This is a genomic window from Micromonospora sonneratiae (assembly GCF_042679305.1).
GTDB lineage: Bacteria > Actinomycetota > Actinomycetes > Mycobacteriales > Micromonosporaceae > Micromonospora_H > Micromonospora_H sonneratiae.
In genome coordinates this window covers 94595-108456 of sequence record NZ_JBHTMP010000009.1, presented here as the reverse complement: position 1 = coordinate 108456, position 13862 = coordinate 94595, and the positions used below count along the sequence as shown (strand labels likewise).

Genomic DNA, 13862 nt, shown 5'->3' with positions numbered 1-13862 from the left:
TGTTGAATATAAGAGGACTAGTTTCGAGTACGTACGGTCGACTGCCTTCGGCTGAGGGTGACGCCAATGAGGATCAGGCCGGTTTCCGAGCAGGATCGCGGTGGTGATGGCTTCGTGGAGAGCAAGCCAGTCATCGGTATCCGGCGTCGCGGAGGAGACGGTCAGCCCGGGCGGCGGCGTCGATCTCGATGAGCCAGTTCCTGGTCCGGCCGCGTAGTTCGAACAGTTTCCACACGTCGGCTTCGATTACGTCCGCTATTGCGGTCCCCACCGCGAGCGCGTGACGGCATGGCGCGATCCAGTCGTCACAGCCGCAACTGGCGTCGAGAAGGTGTCCGGACGGGATGAGGTCGTCGAGGACATCTGCGAGGTCCTCTTCAAGGGGTGACGTGTCGTTCTCGCGGAGGAGACCGACCACCGCCAGTGGCCTGTGCAGGAGTTCGGCGCCGAGCCGGTCCCAGGCACCCTCGGTCAACGTTGGCATCTTCCATCGGACGGGATATGACGTACCGCGGTCGCGGACCACGGCGGAAGCGTTGCCGGGGCGGATCTCGACCGCTTCGACTCCGGCCTGCCGCGTGATCTTCCGGGCATGCTTGGCGCTTTCGTCATCTAGGGCCAGGGCCAGCACCACGTCACGCCAGGCCCTGGCCCACTGCGGGCGGCGGTTCACGAGGTCACCGACTGGAGCTTCACGAGGCGGCTGAGGTCCTCATCGTCGAGTTCGGTGAACGTGCGCCCCGACTGTTCGACGTCCAGGATCGCGTCGGCCAGCGCACCCTTGCGCGTGAGCAGGTCGGCGATGCGTTCCTCCAGCGTGCCCTCGCTGGTCAGGCGGTGGACCTGCACCGGGCGGGTCTGGCCGATCCGGTACGCCCTGTCGGTCGCCTGATCCTCGACGGCAGGGTTCCACCACCGGTCGTAGTGGACGACGTGTTCGGCCCTGGTCAGGGTGAGTCCTGTCCCGGCCGCGTGCAGGGACAGGACGAGTACGTCGAACTCGCCGCCCTGGAAGCCATCGACGAGTCGTTGCCGATCGGGCAGGCTCAACCCGCCGTGGAGGAAGCCCACCCTCAACCTCTGGTCCCTCAGATGCCGCAGGATCAGCTCGCCCATCTTGACGAACTGGGTGAAGACGAGACCGGCGGCCCCTTCCGCGACGAAGATGTTGGTGATGTCCAGGAGCGCGTCGAGCTTGCCGGAACGGCCGGCGAGCATCGGGGTGGACTCGTCGAGGAACTGCGCGGGATGGTTGCAGACCTGTTTGAGCTCGGTGAGCAGCTTGAGGATGCGGCCCCGTCGTTCGATCTCGTCGAGTTGGCTGATGTCGGTGAGACTCTCGTCGACAAGTGCCTGGTAGAGGCCGATCTGTTCGTCCGAGAGCGGGACGCTCAGTTCGAGGAACGTCTTCGGTGGCAGTTCGGGTGCGATGCCCGGGTCGCTCTTGCGGCGTCGCAGGACGACGACCTTGGTCAGGTCGTTCAGGCGTTCGCGAGCCGCCTCGTCACCCTTGGCGATGGGCGTCGAGAAACGGCGGCGGAACAGTGTGCGGTTGCCGAGCAGCCCCGGGGTGGTCCAGTCGATGATCGCCCAGAGGTCGTCGAGGCTGTTCTGGATCGGCGTCCCGCTCAACGCGAGCCGATGTCTGGCCTGGAACCGTCGGAGTGCCTGGGCGATCAGCGAGCGGGGGTTCTTCACCGTCTGGGCCTCGTCGGCTATCAGTAGGTTCCAGTGCTGCCGGCTCAACTCGTCCGCGTCCAGCCGCATGGTCGCGTAGGTGGTGAGGGTGATGTCGGCGGTCGGGTCGAGAATCCGTCCGTCGCCGTGGTAGCGGCGGACGGTCTCGCGTGGTGCCCAGCGACCTACCTCGCGCTCCCACGCACCGAGAACCGAGGCGGGACAGACGACGAGCGTCGGCCCTGTCATGCCGTGGCTGCGTAGGTGAAGGTGGAAGGCGATGGCGGTGAGCGACTTGCCGAGTCCCATGTCGTCGGCCAGGCACGACCCCAGTCCGAGCGCGGCGTTGCGTGCCAGCCACGCCAGACCTTCCCGCTGGTATGCCCGCAGTGACCCGGCGATGCCCGTCGGCACCGGCACGTCCTCGGCCCGACAGGGTCTGCGCAGGGCCGCGCTCAGCTCCGTCTTCGAAACGACGGTGACTTCCCGGTCGCCGCTCGGCAGACGCCCGGTGAGCAGCGCTGCTGTCGTCTCGCCAGCGTTGAGGGAACCCTTCTGTGATCTGCGGACCAGTTTGAGGTCGGCTGCGCTACGGACGACCCACGTGTCCCGGACCCGGACGACGGGTCGTTGGGGGGCGGCGAGTTCGCTGATCTCGGTGGGGGTGAGTGTTCCGCCCGAGAACGACAGCGCCCAGTGCAGGGACGAGCCCGACTCGGAGACATCGTCGAGCCGTACGGTGGCGGACGGCACGGACACGCTCTCGTCCCACGTCAGCCGAATGTTGCGCGTGGCGAGTGTGTCGGACACTGCCGGCGACAGCAGTTCGACCAGTTCCTCGTCGTCGAGTTCGGTCGCTCCGGGGCTGTCCAGGAGTCGGCCCAGTGGCTTCCACACGTCGATACCGGCGAACAGAATGTCCCGTACTGCGGACTCGCCGCCGGCCGTCGTCCTGCGGGCCCAGGGACGGCCGTGTGGGTCGACGTGTACGACGATCTCGATTGTCGCGTGATGGTCGGGGCGGGCCGGGACACCACCGACGACGAACGCGTGCACGATCCCGTCGATCAGGTCAGACCGTTCGGGCTCGGTGCTGTACCAGCGTGCAGTGCGTCGGTCGAATCGGATGTTCCGGTCGGCAACCGCTCCCACCGCGGCGACGGCAGCTTCACCCAGTGCCCGTGCCGAGGTGGAACCGAGGTCCTGCGTCAGATGCATTCGGACCAACGGCTCGATGACGATGCTCAGCGGTACCTCGCGTTCGTCCGGGCCGGTCCGGAGGATGAGCGTGCCGGTGGCCGGGCTGGCTTCCACCGAGGTGGAGGCCAGCCGCAGCAGAGTGCCGACGTCGACGGCGGCGGTCGCAGCGCCACCCGGTTCTGCAGGGGTCACTTCGCTCCCTTCCGGAAGCGGAGCGCGGCGAGCGGCAGGAACAGTGCGGTGAGCACGACCGGCCAGGCCGACGCCAGCGCGAGGGCGTGTCGGCCGGCCCAGCTCTGTGCCGCCCAGATCCCGCCGCCGACAGCCTCACGTATCGCAGTCGCGGTTGCGGAGACGGGGTTGAACTCGGCGAGTGTGCCCAGCCAGTTCGGCATGGTGGAGGGGTCTACGAAGACGCTGGACAGGAACGCGATCGGCCAGACGAGAATCTGCACGTAGGCGACCGACTCGACCGAGGCGGCACCGTAACCGACGTAGATACCGACCCACAGCAGTGCGAATCGCAGCAGCAGCAACAGGGCCAGGACGACGAGCCCGTCCAGAAGACCCACGTCCGGCCGCCAGCCGAGGAGGAAGCCGGTTGCGAGGAGCAGTGCCAGGGTGGCGAGGGAACTCACGACGTCGGCGACACACCGCCCGAGCACGATCGACGCGCTGTTGATCGGCAGGGATCGCAGTCGGTCGTTGATGCCACGGGACGCGTCGGCGGCGACCGAGAGGGTGGTGGTTTCGAGGCCGAAGAGCATCGCCACCGCGAGCATGCCCGGCATCAGGAAGTCCGCGTATCCCGACCCCGTCGGTACGTCGATCGCGCCGCCGAACAGGCCGATGAACAGCAGCGTGATCAGGACGGGAAAGAGCCAGACGATCAGTACGGTGCCGGGTTGTGCCCGCCACGAACTGATCGTGCGCCCGGCGATGATGAGTGAGCCGGCGACGAGTCCGGTTTCGGTCGGCGGCGCCGTCGCGGTCGCCGTTCGTACGTCCGTGTCGATCATGCACACTCCCCGGTGCTGTGGTTGGCGACGGCTGTCGACGTGTTGGTGAGCGTGAGGAACACCTCGTCGAGCGACGGTTTCCGCAGCGTGATCTCGGCAGGGTGCAGTCCGGCGGCAGCCAACCGCTGGACGAGGGTGGTGAGGGTCCGGCTGCCGTCGACGGCCGGGATGCTCAGCACCGACGCGTCGCGGTCCTGGGCGAGCGCATCCGGTGCCAGCGAAAGGGCTTCGCGTGCTGCCGCACAGTCCTGCGCGGTCTCGAATCTCAGGTGCGCGATGCGCGGTCCGATCATGTCCTTGAGTTCGTCCGGGGTGCCGCTGGCGATCACCCGCCCGTCGGCGAGGATGACGACCTCGTCCGCCAACGCGTCGGCCTCTTCGAGGTACTGCGTGGTCAGTAGCACCGTGGTGCCGTCCGTCAGCAGAGCGCGGATCGCGTCCCACACGTCGCGGCGCGACTGCGGGTCCAGTCCGGTGGTGGGCTCGTCGACGAAGAGCACCTGGGGCGGGGTGATGAGGCCGACTGCGAGGTCGAGGCGGCGGCGCATGCCGCCGGAGAACCCGGTGACCGGCCGGTCAGCAGCATCAACCAGGGCAAACTGCTCCAGCAGCGCGTCAGCTCGCTGGCGTGCCGCAGCAGTGCGCAGGCCGCGCAGTCTCCCGAACAGGACAAGGTTCTGGCGGGCGGAGAGGAGGTCGTCGAGCGCGGCATACTGACCGACCAGGCCGATTCGACGTCGTACCTGGCCCGCCTCCCGCCCGACGTCGAAGCCGGCCACCCGTGCGCGTCCGGTGTCGAACCTTGCCAGGGTCGACAGCCCTCGCACGGCCGTGGTCTTTCCGGCCCCGTTCGGCCCGAGGAGCGCCAGCACGTGGCCCCGCTCGACCTCCAGGCTCAGATCACGCAGTCCCGTCGTGCGCCCCTTTCTGTCCCGGAAGAGTCTTCCCACATGTTCCGCCTCGATGGCCGGCATCGCCATGGCCCCCTCATATTCAACGTACGCCGTACCGTACAGTGTACCGTAGCATAGGATGGCCGGCGGATATTCCCGATGCCGGACAGGAGGCAACCAAGATGGAGCGGACCGGGACGGGCGATCCACTACGCAGCCTCGCGTTGCTGTGGCGAACCGAGGTCAAGACGGGACGCTCCGGGCTGACCCTCGACCGGATCATCGCGGCGGCAATCGCCGTGGCCAACGAGATCGGCGTCGACGCCATGTCGATGCGCAAGATCGCCGAGCAGCTGGGCGTAGGCGTCATGACGCTGTACAGCCACGTACCCGGCAAGGCGGAACTGGTCGACCTCATGGTCGACTTCGCCAACGGTTCGGCGTACGCCGATGGGACGACGCCGGCCCCCGGTTCGGACTGGCGTGCCGCGATCGAGCAGATCGCCGAGCACAACTGGAGGCTCCTGGAGGCGCACCGCTGGATGCTCGGCGTCGACAGCCAGCGCCCACCACTGGGACCGGGCACCATCGCCAAGTACGACATCGAGTTACGCCCGCTGGTCGGCATCGGCCTCGACGACGTCGAGGTCGACCAGGTCCTCACACTCGTGCTCGGGCAGGTCACGCACGCTGCCCGGCAGATGCTGGGACAGATCGAGACAGCCGCCGGCAGCGGCCGAGACGACAGCGAGTGGTGGGCCTCCAGCGGACCGGCGCTCGACCGCCTGATCGACTCCAAGCGGTTCCCGCACGCGGCCAGGATCGGCGAGGCCGCAGGCCAGGAGTTCAAGGCCGCGTCAGATCCGCGACGCGCGTACGAGTTCGGCCTTCGCACCATCCTGGACGGCATCGAAACCCTGATCGCCAGAAGACGCGGACCGGACGAGTCGACGAACGGGGCAGGTGGTGGACGCGATCGGCAAGTAGCCGTCGACCAGGAACAACGGCAGGCCTGATCGGCTTGCGGGAAGCTTCCCGGACGCCGCTTCGTCGCCGGCTCCCGTGGCCCGTGCCCGGCGCACCCGGCGAGCGGACGGGCGGACGGGCGGACGGACGGACGGATTGGGCCTAGGAGATCCCCTCCTCCCGGTCGGTTTCGGGGTGCTCCTCGGGGGCGGCCGGTCGACGGTCCGCACGCTCCCGGTCGGGGGCGGCGGGTCGGCGCAGGATGAGGTAGACCAGCAACCCGCAGAGCGCGATGAACGTGCTCCACGCGATGAGGAAGGCGAATCCGCCGGTCTGGGTCAAGGCTGCCTGTCCGGGTGGGAAAGTTCGTCGCGCCGCCGACTGATCTCGATCCGGGCACCGCTGATCCGGACGATGTCGGACCAGGGAATGAGCAGCGAGCGCCCGCTGAGGCGCCGCAACAGTGGCGTCAGCGGCCAGGGGCCCAGCAGGTCGCCCCGGGCATAGCCGAGACGGTGGGGGATGCCGATGGGGCCACACTCCAGCGCGGTGAGGCAGTACCGCATCGCATCGCCGGGCCCGTCACCTGGCCGGGCCTCGAACTGCAGGTCGCGGACCGAGCCGACCGGCTTTCCGTCGACGGCGTACACGGTCGCGCCGAGCAGGTCCGTGGCCCTCACGGCCCCGCCCCCGGGATCCGGCCGATGATGTGGTCCCGTATCCAGTCCCGGAACCGGTCGGCGTCGAGTTGATCACGGGATACCTTGAGCTGAAGTTGCAGGTGGTCGACGTAGTCGATGTCGGCGACGGGAATGCGGTTGGGGTACGCGTCGTCGTACGGGCGCATACGCTGCCCGATCGCGGCCCACCATCTGCCGAGCCGGCCTCCGATACGGGGGCCGAGGGCGGTCGGCCCACACAGGAGCGCGGAGAGGACGGGCTCGGCACCGTCACCGGGATCGGTCAGTTCCAGATCGTCGACCCTGCCCACCGGTGCGCCGTCGACGTCCACGATCTGCCGGTCGAGCAGCAGATCGTCCGCGGTGAACCGCTCGGGCACCCGCATCACCGGCCGGCCTTCGTCGCGAAGATCAGTGGTAGGGCGACGATCGAGATGACCATCATGCCGACGAGGAACACCACCGCGATGCCGTTCGTCCAGCGGCGGTTGATCCACCGGCCCATGTAGGTGCGGTCGTTCGCCACGACCAGGACCGGAAAGTAGGTCAGTGGCACGGCGGCGGCGCCGAGCACGACAGAGACGACGGTCACGGTGATTGGATCGATGCTGGTCAGGATGAACGCCGTGGCGACGAGTACGGCACCCAGACAGGCGAGATGGAACCGGGGTGCTTCCCGGGGCGGCCGATCCTTGCCCCATTGCCAGCCGAAGTACTGGGAGATGCTGTAGCCGATAGCGAGCGTGCACTCCGTCCCGGCGGCGAAGACCGCTGCGGCGAATCCGGTCAGGGCGAGCCCCAAGCCGACCGGCCCCAGCGCTTGGACGACCGGCAGTGCCACCTGCCCCAGGTGGTTGACGTCGATCCGGGCCGGCTGTAGTACCACGACCGCAGCGGCCATGATCGCGATTGAGAGCAGGCCACCGAGCGGAAAGCCGATCAGGGCGTTGAGCCGCATCTCCTGGAGATTCTTCGTGGTCCAGTGCTCCTCCCGTCCGCCGGAGGCGAAGAACACCACCTGGTACGGGGCGAGGCAGGCACCGAACAGCGATATCGCGTAGAAGAAGTACATCGGGTGGCCGTCCTGGGCCGGGACCCAGGGATGCGTCGCGTTGCGCCCGAGCGCGCCCCAGTCGGTGGGCAGGACGAACAGGGCCACGACAAAGACGAGAAGGGCAAGACCGAGCAGGCCGAACAGGTTCTCGATCAGCGAGAAGGGCCACCGCCACACGACCAACCACATGGCCGCGCCGATCAACGGCACCCACACCAGGTAGTTCAGCCCGGTCACCACCTCGAGGATGAGCGCCAGTCCGCCGATCTCGGCCGCCAGGGTCAACAGGGCCAGCAGCACGAAGGCGACCAGGTTGAGCATCGCCGTACGTACCCCGAGGCGTTCGCGGATCGCCTGGAACACGGGTCGTCGGGCCACCGCCGCCACCCGGCCGGCCATCTCGCCGTACAGCGTCATGCCGATCGTGCCGACGATGATCGCCCAGGTCAGCGACATGCCAAACCGTGCGCCGGTGATGCCACTGGTGACCAGGTTCCCGATGTCGACGAAGCCGCCTATCGACGTCATGATCCCCAGGCCCAGCCGAAAGATCCGATTCACCTGGTGGCCTGCTGGATCGCATCGAGGTCCCGGGCCGGCAGCGCCAAACCGGCGAGCCCGGCCCGAAGGGCCTCCCGATCGTCGCGGCGGACCGCGATCCGTACGGCCCGCAACGCATCGACGGCGTCCTGGAAGGGTTGTCGCACCCGCTCGTACAGGGCGACTGCGTCACGGGTGGGTGGCTGGCGGCTGAACAGGGCGGTGGTGGCAGACTCCGCATCCGACTCCGCCTGACTCACGGTCACGTCCGTCAATGCGAGGATCGTCTTCTGGTCGAGGTGCAGCCGCACGGCGAGATCGGCGGAGGTGATGGCGGACGACAACTGTTGCGCAGTGTCGGCCACCTTGTTGCGGTAGCCGTCCTCGGTCACCGTCGGACCCACGCATCCGCTCATCGCCGCACAGACCAGGGCAAGCGTCAGGAGTTGGAATCTGCTCCGGCCCGTACGACCACGGACCGGAGCCATCACCACATCGGCAGGCTAGCGAGCCGGAAACCCGGCCCGAGGACGGCTTTCTTCCGGTCACCCGTTAGAGGATCCAACCGGCTTCTCCTGAGGCGAACACGTATCCCTTCCGGCCCCCGTCCAAGATCATGGGTGCTCGGTAGGAGGTACCGTCTGGGCATGGCGTACGCGGGTTCCCGGACCATGACTGTCGGTACCTGGTTACTGCCCGAGGACGAAGACACGTTCGACCTGGCCCTGCGTGACAGGTTTGCCGGGGCCGCGTGGCGGTGCTCCCAACCGGGACCGGCAGGACTCCACCCGGTTCACCTGCACGACTCGCTGGCAAACGCGATGACCTGCGGCGGCCGTGGAGTACAGGCCCTTCTGCACCTGCCGATCGGCGCGAGCCTGCCGGCGACGGTAATGCTTGCCGACGGCGTCCCACTGCCGGACGGACCACCGGTTGCTGCCGTCGTTCAACTTCTGCGCTCGGCGCACCGACATGACCTCGGCGGTACCTACTGCGACCATGACGCCGGGTACCAGCACCCGGAGGGTGGTGCCTACTTCGATGCCGGCAGGCTGGCCGTTCGCTGGTACGAAGACGAAGTCGGTGCCGATACCCATCAGGTCCTGCTGGGGCAGGCACGGGCGATTCGGTCGGCGCTGACAGCCGCCACTCGTCCGGCTCACCTCAGGGATCAGAACGGCAACCGCCTGACTGGTTACCGCATCGGACGGGCCGCTCAGGCGATGGCCGAGGCGACGGGCATCCTTCTCGGTCGCAATGGCTCACAGCGGTTCCAGCTTGCCTGAACCTGTCGTGTCCCCTCCGGCGATCCCGTGGACCGGAGGGCACTGGACATCCACCACCGTGACGACTTCGCAGCGTTGGTCCTCGGCGTTCCCGGCACCCGCACCGGGAGCCGGGCGACCCTGAACCCGGACGGCACGAAAACCCACATCGGCCCCGGGACCGCGCGCGAGTCGCTGACGATCCTGACCGACGGCAGGAGCGCGACCGAGCGTCAGTGGACACCGCTGGCCAGAGGCACCGGCGCGAACCTAGACAGCGGCAGCTGCCGGAGAGGCGACCTTCGGCAGCACCACACTCGAAACCGTCGACTTCTTGTCCGCGCCCAGGCAGCCGTTGAGGAAGTCGTCCTCCTTGACCCGGACGAGCTTGCCGTCCGAGTCGTTGAAGATCAGCTCGTCCTTGTCGCGCCCGATCAACAACAACCACTCCTGGGACCGCGCGTCGCCGATGCGTACCGGAACGCTGTGCCCCTTGTCGACCGCGTCCACCGAATCCTTCAGCGCGGTAGTCACCGAACCACTGTCGCCGTGGTCGACCTTGCGGGACTCGTAGGTCGTGCCGAGTTCGCTGGCGTGGTCGTTGAGCCCGTTGGCCATGCCCTCGGGGGTCTCGGTGGCCATACTCGCCCAGTACGGGTTGGCCCGGGCGCTGATGCTCCCGCTCGGGTCGTCGTCCGGCTTCTCGGGCTGCCCCGAAGGGTTCTCGCTGTTACCGGTGGGGTTGCCGTCTTGACTGTTGTTGCCGTTGTTGCCGGTGGAGCTGCCGTCCTGGCTGGCGTCGTTGCCGCCCTTACCGGTGTTGCCGGTGTTGTTGGCATCGGACGGGTTGGAGCCGCCCGGTTGCGACGATGACGGGTTTGCCGAGCCGTTCGGGTTCTGGCCGGTCTGCGGATTCTGCTGGCCCGGGTCGTTCGCGTTCTGGTTGTTGTTGGAATTCTGGTTGTTGGAGTTCGGGTTGGCGACCGGGCTGATGAGGTTCGGCTGACTGGCAAGCCACTCTGGGCTCTTGTTCTTGATCTGTTCGGCGAACTTCCCCACTTCGTCCAAGCTGTGACCAGCCGCGAACGCCTTGAGCAGGTAGGCCTGATGCTCCGGCGTAGGCGCCGCGGAGAGCAGGGCACCGAGGCGGGCACTCTCCTCCGGGGACAGGTTCTTTCGCAGATCGGCCGCCTTCTTGGCCTCGGCCTCGGTGAGAATGGTCTTGAACTTGCCGCCGTTGGTCGCGGTCGCCAACAGCACCGCGTTCACCGCGCCCATGCCTTCGAACCTCTGTGCGACGGCACGCCGTTGCACTTCCTTGAGTTCCTTGATGAGGTCGTCCGCAGCCTCGAGGCTACGGTGGTATACCTGCCGGGAGTCCGCGTAGAGTTCGAGGGCTCGTACGGTCAACCGGTTCAGCTCGGCCCGACCGTCGGCCTTCGCCGCGTCGTGGAACACGTCAACGAGGCCGTCGTAATGGGCTTGATGACGAGCCTTGAGTTTTTCCACCCGCTCCGCGTGTTCGCGCAACGCCTTTGCGGCCATCCGCATCGCTGGTTGCGTCCGGTCCATGAGTTTGCTCGTGGCGCTGACGACCTCGCGAGCCGACAAACCGGCCGAGCTTTCCCACAGGTCGGGCAACCGCTTCCGGGCGAGCCCCTCGACGTCGGCGGCGATCGTCTCGACCTGCCTGCCGAGCGTGGTGAAGGCCTTCGCGAGTGTCAGCAGATCCTTGGGGCGGCCCGGCGGAGGAGGATCCATCAACCGTAGAACCGAGACGATACTCGTCTGCAAGGCCCGCCGTTTGACGTTGGTGTCCTGCTGGTCGCCGGCGAGGTCGGCGTACTCGTTTTCGATGCCCTTGATGATGTCGGCGATCTGGTCCCGGGACGCCACGCCTACACCTCCCGCGCGAGATCCCGCGCTGCCGCGTACTCGGTGTCATCGTAGGAGTCGGCAGCACGCTCCAGGCCGTCATGCACCAGGGAGAGCACCTCGATGTAGACACCGAGCTCGTCGAACCACGCATCCTGCATGCTCAGGTAGGTCTGGGTCGCCTCGCGTAGACCCAGCGTCTGCTGTGGCTCGTTGGTGTCGCCAGCCCAGCTGCTACGTGCCCTGGTGAGCTCGATAGTGGCATCATCCGCCTGGGAAATGGCCTTGCGTAGCTCCGGCAGGGTCAGCGAGACGCTGTCACCCGCCTGCGGCATCGGCCGCGGTGAAACGTCAGGCTGCACACCGGTCTCGTGCTCCGGAGTGCGCGCGAGTCGCGTTTGGACTGGCTCCACGTTGGCACGGTAGCGTACCCGGCCCTGTGCGGGTAGTACGGCAGTCGTGGTTGTTCGCTGAGCTGTTGTAACTCGCAGCGGTGTCGGCAGCTCGTCTTCCGTAGATCGCGCCGCCGGGGCGGTGTCCCCTGTGCCAATGGCTCGGCGACCCCGGCGAGATCACCCAGCTCGGCCCCGGGAATGTACCGGCGTAGCACGCCCTGCGCTCTTCGTCGGTGGACGGTACGGGACGGTGCCCAGTCCGCCCGGCCGGTGGCAGGTGCTGGATCGCGGCCAACCGGGTACGCCGTCCAAGTCCAGCCCGTGTTTTCTCTCTCCAGCATGACTCCGGGTCGGGTCGAGGGCTCCGGACTCACTACAGCAGGTCCAGCAGGGTTTCTATCCGCGTATTCAGGATCACCCCCATGTTTCCCTCGACGCGGACGCTGACGACCGCGCTGCCGAGTGACCGGGCCAGGTGAACCGTCAATGGGGGCATTCCGATCAGCGGATACCGGAACCAGGCGTCAGTTGACTCGTCGTTCGTGTCGTCCAGGGCTCCGGTGAGCGCCACCTCGTCAAGGTCGTCGTACGTGTAGGCGATGTACCCACTGATCCGTTTCATCAACTGGACGACGTTGTCCTCGGTTATCCACCCCGAAACGGCCTGCTCGGCATTGGGAGCGAACCAGGGGTGATCACTGGGTGAGTCGGACGGATGGCGGGATGGCGTGCGGGCGGGGAGAGGTCCGCCGGTCTGAGGGGTGTGTGGGTCCTGGTTGGCCAGGTACTGCCGAATCCTCCTTACCGCGCCTGGATGCACTGCCGACAACAGGTGTTCGAGTTCCTCGGACATGCCCTTCTCGGCTAAGAGCCAGGCTCGCACCGTCCAGGCGCGGACCTTGAAGAGGTCGGTGGCATCCACGAAGAGGGCGTCCCTGTCCAACATCCGCAGGAGTTCGGGCATCGTTTCGTCGACACGTCGCCGTGCAACTTCGGCTACTCGGGCAAGCGTCGATTGATCTTTGAATTTCCACTGATCGCCCCCGGGCAGGGTGGTGAACCCGATCCGGCGGCGCCAGATGCCGTCGTAGCTCTTGGGAAGCGCGGATGTGGGCAGCCCGAGGCGGTGCCGATCGCTCTCCCAGTGCGGAGCCAGTACCAGCGCCACGTTGATGTAGAAGACCTTTTCTTCCCTGGTGGAGTGTGTCGATGACTGCAACTCCACGATGAGGACGTCCCCGTCCCGGGAAGATCGACGAAAGATCCGCATGCCCTTGTCACGTTCGAACCCGTATCCGGCGAGCTGCTCGGCGAAGCCCTTGACGAAAGCGTTGAATAGCGATCGCGTACCCGTCACGATGCTCCCTCAGTCCGCCAGGGCGGCCTGGCGCGCACCCTACGACGCGGCAACCATGCTCTCAGCACTTCCGGGTCCGGTGCGCACTCCTCTCGGTAGCGCTCGATGCCTCCAGCAACTCAGCTGCTACCGTGAGCGTCCCTGATTCGGGCATGGGGTGCGTTCAACGATGACCAGAACTCTCAGGCTGATTGGGTACTGGGATGGCCCGGCCGCACCGAAAGGACTGCCCGACGTCTGCGACTTCGTGTGCCTTGACGCCGATGTAACCATGCAGCGGGCTGTTGCGGCATATCTCCGATCCGGCACGGTCTTCGTCGCTGGGGCAGGGGTATCCGTCTGCCGGCTCTGTGGCGCTGCGAACGGCAGCACCGAGCAGACTGACGGAGACCATTTCGTGTGGCCCGAGGGGCTGGCGCACTACGTCGAGGAGCACGGCGTCCGGCTACCCGACGAGGTAGCCGCTGCCGCCGCTCGTGGCGCGGCCCCAGCCGTCGATCCGGAGTGCTTCACGCGCGCGTTGCTGGAAACCGGTGAGCTGAGAGTCGATGTGGACTGGTGGTACGGCCTGGCCGGGGCGGGCACCGCAGGCCCCGCCGGGCATCTGCGCGGCTGCAGACGAAGCGGTTCGGCGGGGTACTGGGATCTACCCGCCGCCGCCGATATCTATGTCGACCAGGTACCGTCGGACGACATTGTGACGTTGGCTCAGCTCCGACGACTACTCGGTGCCCAATGGCCATTTTCCGACCTTCGCGGCCTGCTCAGGTCCCAACCATTTCTCGCCGGTTCCGGCAACCCGATCATGCTTTGTCGCGCCCTGACCTCGTCCCCCGGACTACGGCCGTATCTCTTCTACGACGGGGACGGTGGCCTCATGCCAGTGTGGTCCGATACCTGGAATCGCCAGGTCCAGGTGCCGAAGTGAAAAGATTAGCCAG

General features: G+C 67.0%; 15 protein-coding genes. 3 read left to right on the top strand and 12 right to left on the bottom strand.

Annotated features, from left to right (window positions below):
- Positions 1-130: 130 nt before the first annotated feature.
- From ACFQ4H_RS08360 to ACFQ4H_RS08345, 4 genes are read right to left on the bottom strand one after another with little or no spacing between them, the layout of a single operon-like run.
- Positions 131-673 carry a hypothetical protein gene (locus tag ACFQ4H_RS08360; RefSeq protein WP_377568901.1) on the bottom strand — a complete coding sequence of 181 codons (543 nt, stop codon included), beginning with the start codon at positions 671-673 and terminating at the stop codon, positions 131-133.
- Complete coding sequence (locus ACFQ4H_RS08355; protein WP_377568898.1) at positions 670-3069, bottom strand: DEAD/DEAH box helicase; 2400 nt, start codon at positions 3067-3069, stop codon at positions 670-672. The genes ACFQ4H_RS08360 and ACFQ4H_RS08355 overlap by 4 nt, the downstream gene beginning before the upstream one ends.
- The gene (locus tag ACFQ4H_RS08350) at positions 3066-3896 is read right to left on the bottom strand and encodes an ABC transporter permease (protein ID WP_377568895.1); all 831 of its coding nucleotides are present in this window, start codon (positions 3894-3896) and stop codon (positions 3066-3068) included. The genes ACFQ4H_RS08355 and ACFQ4H_RS08350 overlap by 4 nt, the downstream gene beginning before the upstream one ends.
- A complete protein-coding gene (locus ACFQ4H_RS08345) occupies positions 3893-4876 on the bottom strand; it encodes an ATP-binding cassette domain-containing protein (RefSeq protein WP_377568892.1) in 984 nt (327 codons plus the stop codon). Before ACFQ4H_RS08345 ends, ACFQ4H_RS08350 begins: the two co-directional genes overlap by 4 nt.
- Positions 4877-4971: 95 nt before the next feature.
- On the opposite strand from ACFQ4H_RS08345, the gene ACFQ4H_RS08340 reads away from it, so the two are divergent.
- Positions 4972-5805 carry a TetR/AcrR family transcriptional regulator C-terminal domain-containing protein gene (locus tag ACFQ4H_RS08340; protein WP_377568889.1) on the top strand — a complete coding sequence of 278 codons (834 nt, stop codon included), beginning with the start codon at positions 4972-4974 and terminating at the stop codon, positions 5803-5805.
- Between the two features lie 112 nt (positions 5806-5917).
- Here the strand turns inward: ACFQ4H_RS08340 and ACFQ4H_RS08335 are convergent, their stop codons facing one another.
- Genes ACFQ4H_RS08335 through ACFQ4H_RS08315 form a run of 5 tightly spaced genes read right to left on the bottom strand, consistent with a single transcriptional unit; the run spans position 5918 to position 8523 of the window.
- Positions 5918-6097 carry a hypothetical protein gene (locus tag ACFQ4H_RS08335; RefSeq protein WP_377568886.1) on the bottom strand — a complete coding sequence of 60 codons (180 nt, stop codon included), beginning with the start codon at positions 6095-6097 and terminating at the stop codon, positions 5918-5920.
- Positions 6094-6435 carry a PRC-barrel domain-containing protein gene (locus ACFQ4H_RS08330; protein WP_377568884.1) on the bottom strand — a complete coding sequence of 114 codons (342 nt, stop codon included), beginning with the start codon at positions 6433-6435 and terminating at the stop codon, positions 6094-6096. The genes ACFQ4H_RS08335 and ACFQ4H_RS08330 overlap by 4 nt, the downstream gene beginning before the upstream one ends.
- Positions 6432-6824 (bottom strand): hypothetical protein, encoded by a 393-nt coding sequence (locus tag ACFQ4H_RS08325; protein ID WP_377568881.1) that lies wholly within the window; start codon positions 6822-6824, stop codon positions 6432-6434. The genes ACFQ4H_RS08330 and ACFQ4H_RS08325 overlap by 4 nt, the downstream gene beginning before the upstream one ends.
- Positions 6821-8050: an NRAMP family divalent metal transporter gene (locus ACFQ4H_RS08320; protein WP_377568878.1), complete on the bottom strand. Its 1230-nt coding sequence runs from the start codon at positions 8048-8050 to the stop codon at positions 6821-6823. The genes ACFQ4H_RS08325 and ACFQ4H_RS08320 overlap by 4 nt, the downstream gene beginning before the upstream one ends.
- Positions 8047-8523: a hypothetical protein gene (locus ACFQ4H_RS08315; RefSeq protein WP_377568875.1), complete on the bottom strand. Its 477-nt coding sequence runs from the start codon at positions 8521-8523 to the stop codon at positions 8047-8049. The genes ACFQ4H_RS08320 and ACFQ4H_RS08315 overlap by 4 nt, the downstream gene beginning before the upstream one ends.
- A 327-nt stretch (positions 8524-8850) precedes the next feature.
- Here ACFQ4H_RS08315 and ACFQ4H_RS08310 point away from each other — a divergent pair, with 327 nt between their 5' ends.
- Positions 8851-9315: a hypothetical protein gene (locus ACFQ4H_RS08310; protein WP_377568873.1), complete on the top strand. Its 465-nt coding sequence runs from the start codon at positions 8851-8853 to the stop codon at positions 9313-9315.
- 249 nt (positions 9316-9564) lie between these two features.
- Here the strand turns inward: ACFQ4H_RS08310 and ACFQ4H_RS08305 are convergent, their stop codons facing one another.
- From ACFQ4H_RS08305 to ACFQ4H_RS08295, 3 genes are all read right to left on the bottom strand, one after another.
- Positions 9565-11190 (bottom strand): hypothetical protein, encoded by a 1626-nt coding sequence (locus ACFQ4H_RS08305; protein ID WP_377568870.1) that lies wholly within the window; start codon positions 11188-11190, stop codon positions 9565-9567.
- A gap of 2 nt (positions 11191-11192) precedes the next feature.
- Positions 11193-11582, bottom strand: coding sequence for a hypothetical protein (locus ACFQ4H_RS08300; RefSeq protein WP_377568867.1), 390 nt, complete (start codon positions 11580-11582; stop codon positions 11193-11195).
- A gap of 355 nt (positions 11583-11937) precedes the next feature.
- Positions 11938-12921, bottom strand: coding sequence for a DUF4304 domain-containing protein (locus ACFQ4H_RS08295; protein ID WP_377568864.1), 984 nt, complete (start codon positions 12919-12921; stop codon positions 11938-11940).
- 397 nt (positions 12922-13318) lie between these two features.
- Between ACFQ4H_RS08295 and ACFQ4H_RS08290 the strand changes: the two genes are divergently transcribed.
- Entirely contained in the window at positions 13319-13849 is a 531-nt protein-coding gene (locus tag ACFQ4H_RS08290) for a hypothetical protein (RefSeq protein WP_377568861.1), read from the top strand.
- Positions 13850-13862 lie beyond the last annotated feature (13 nt).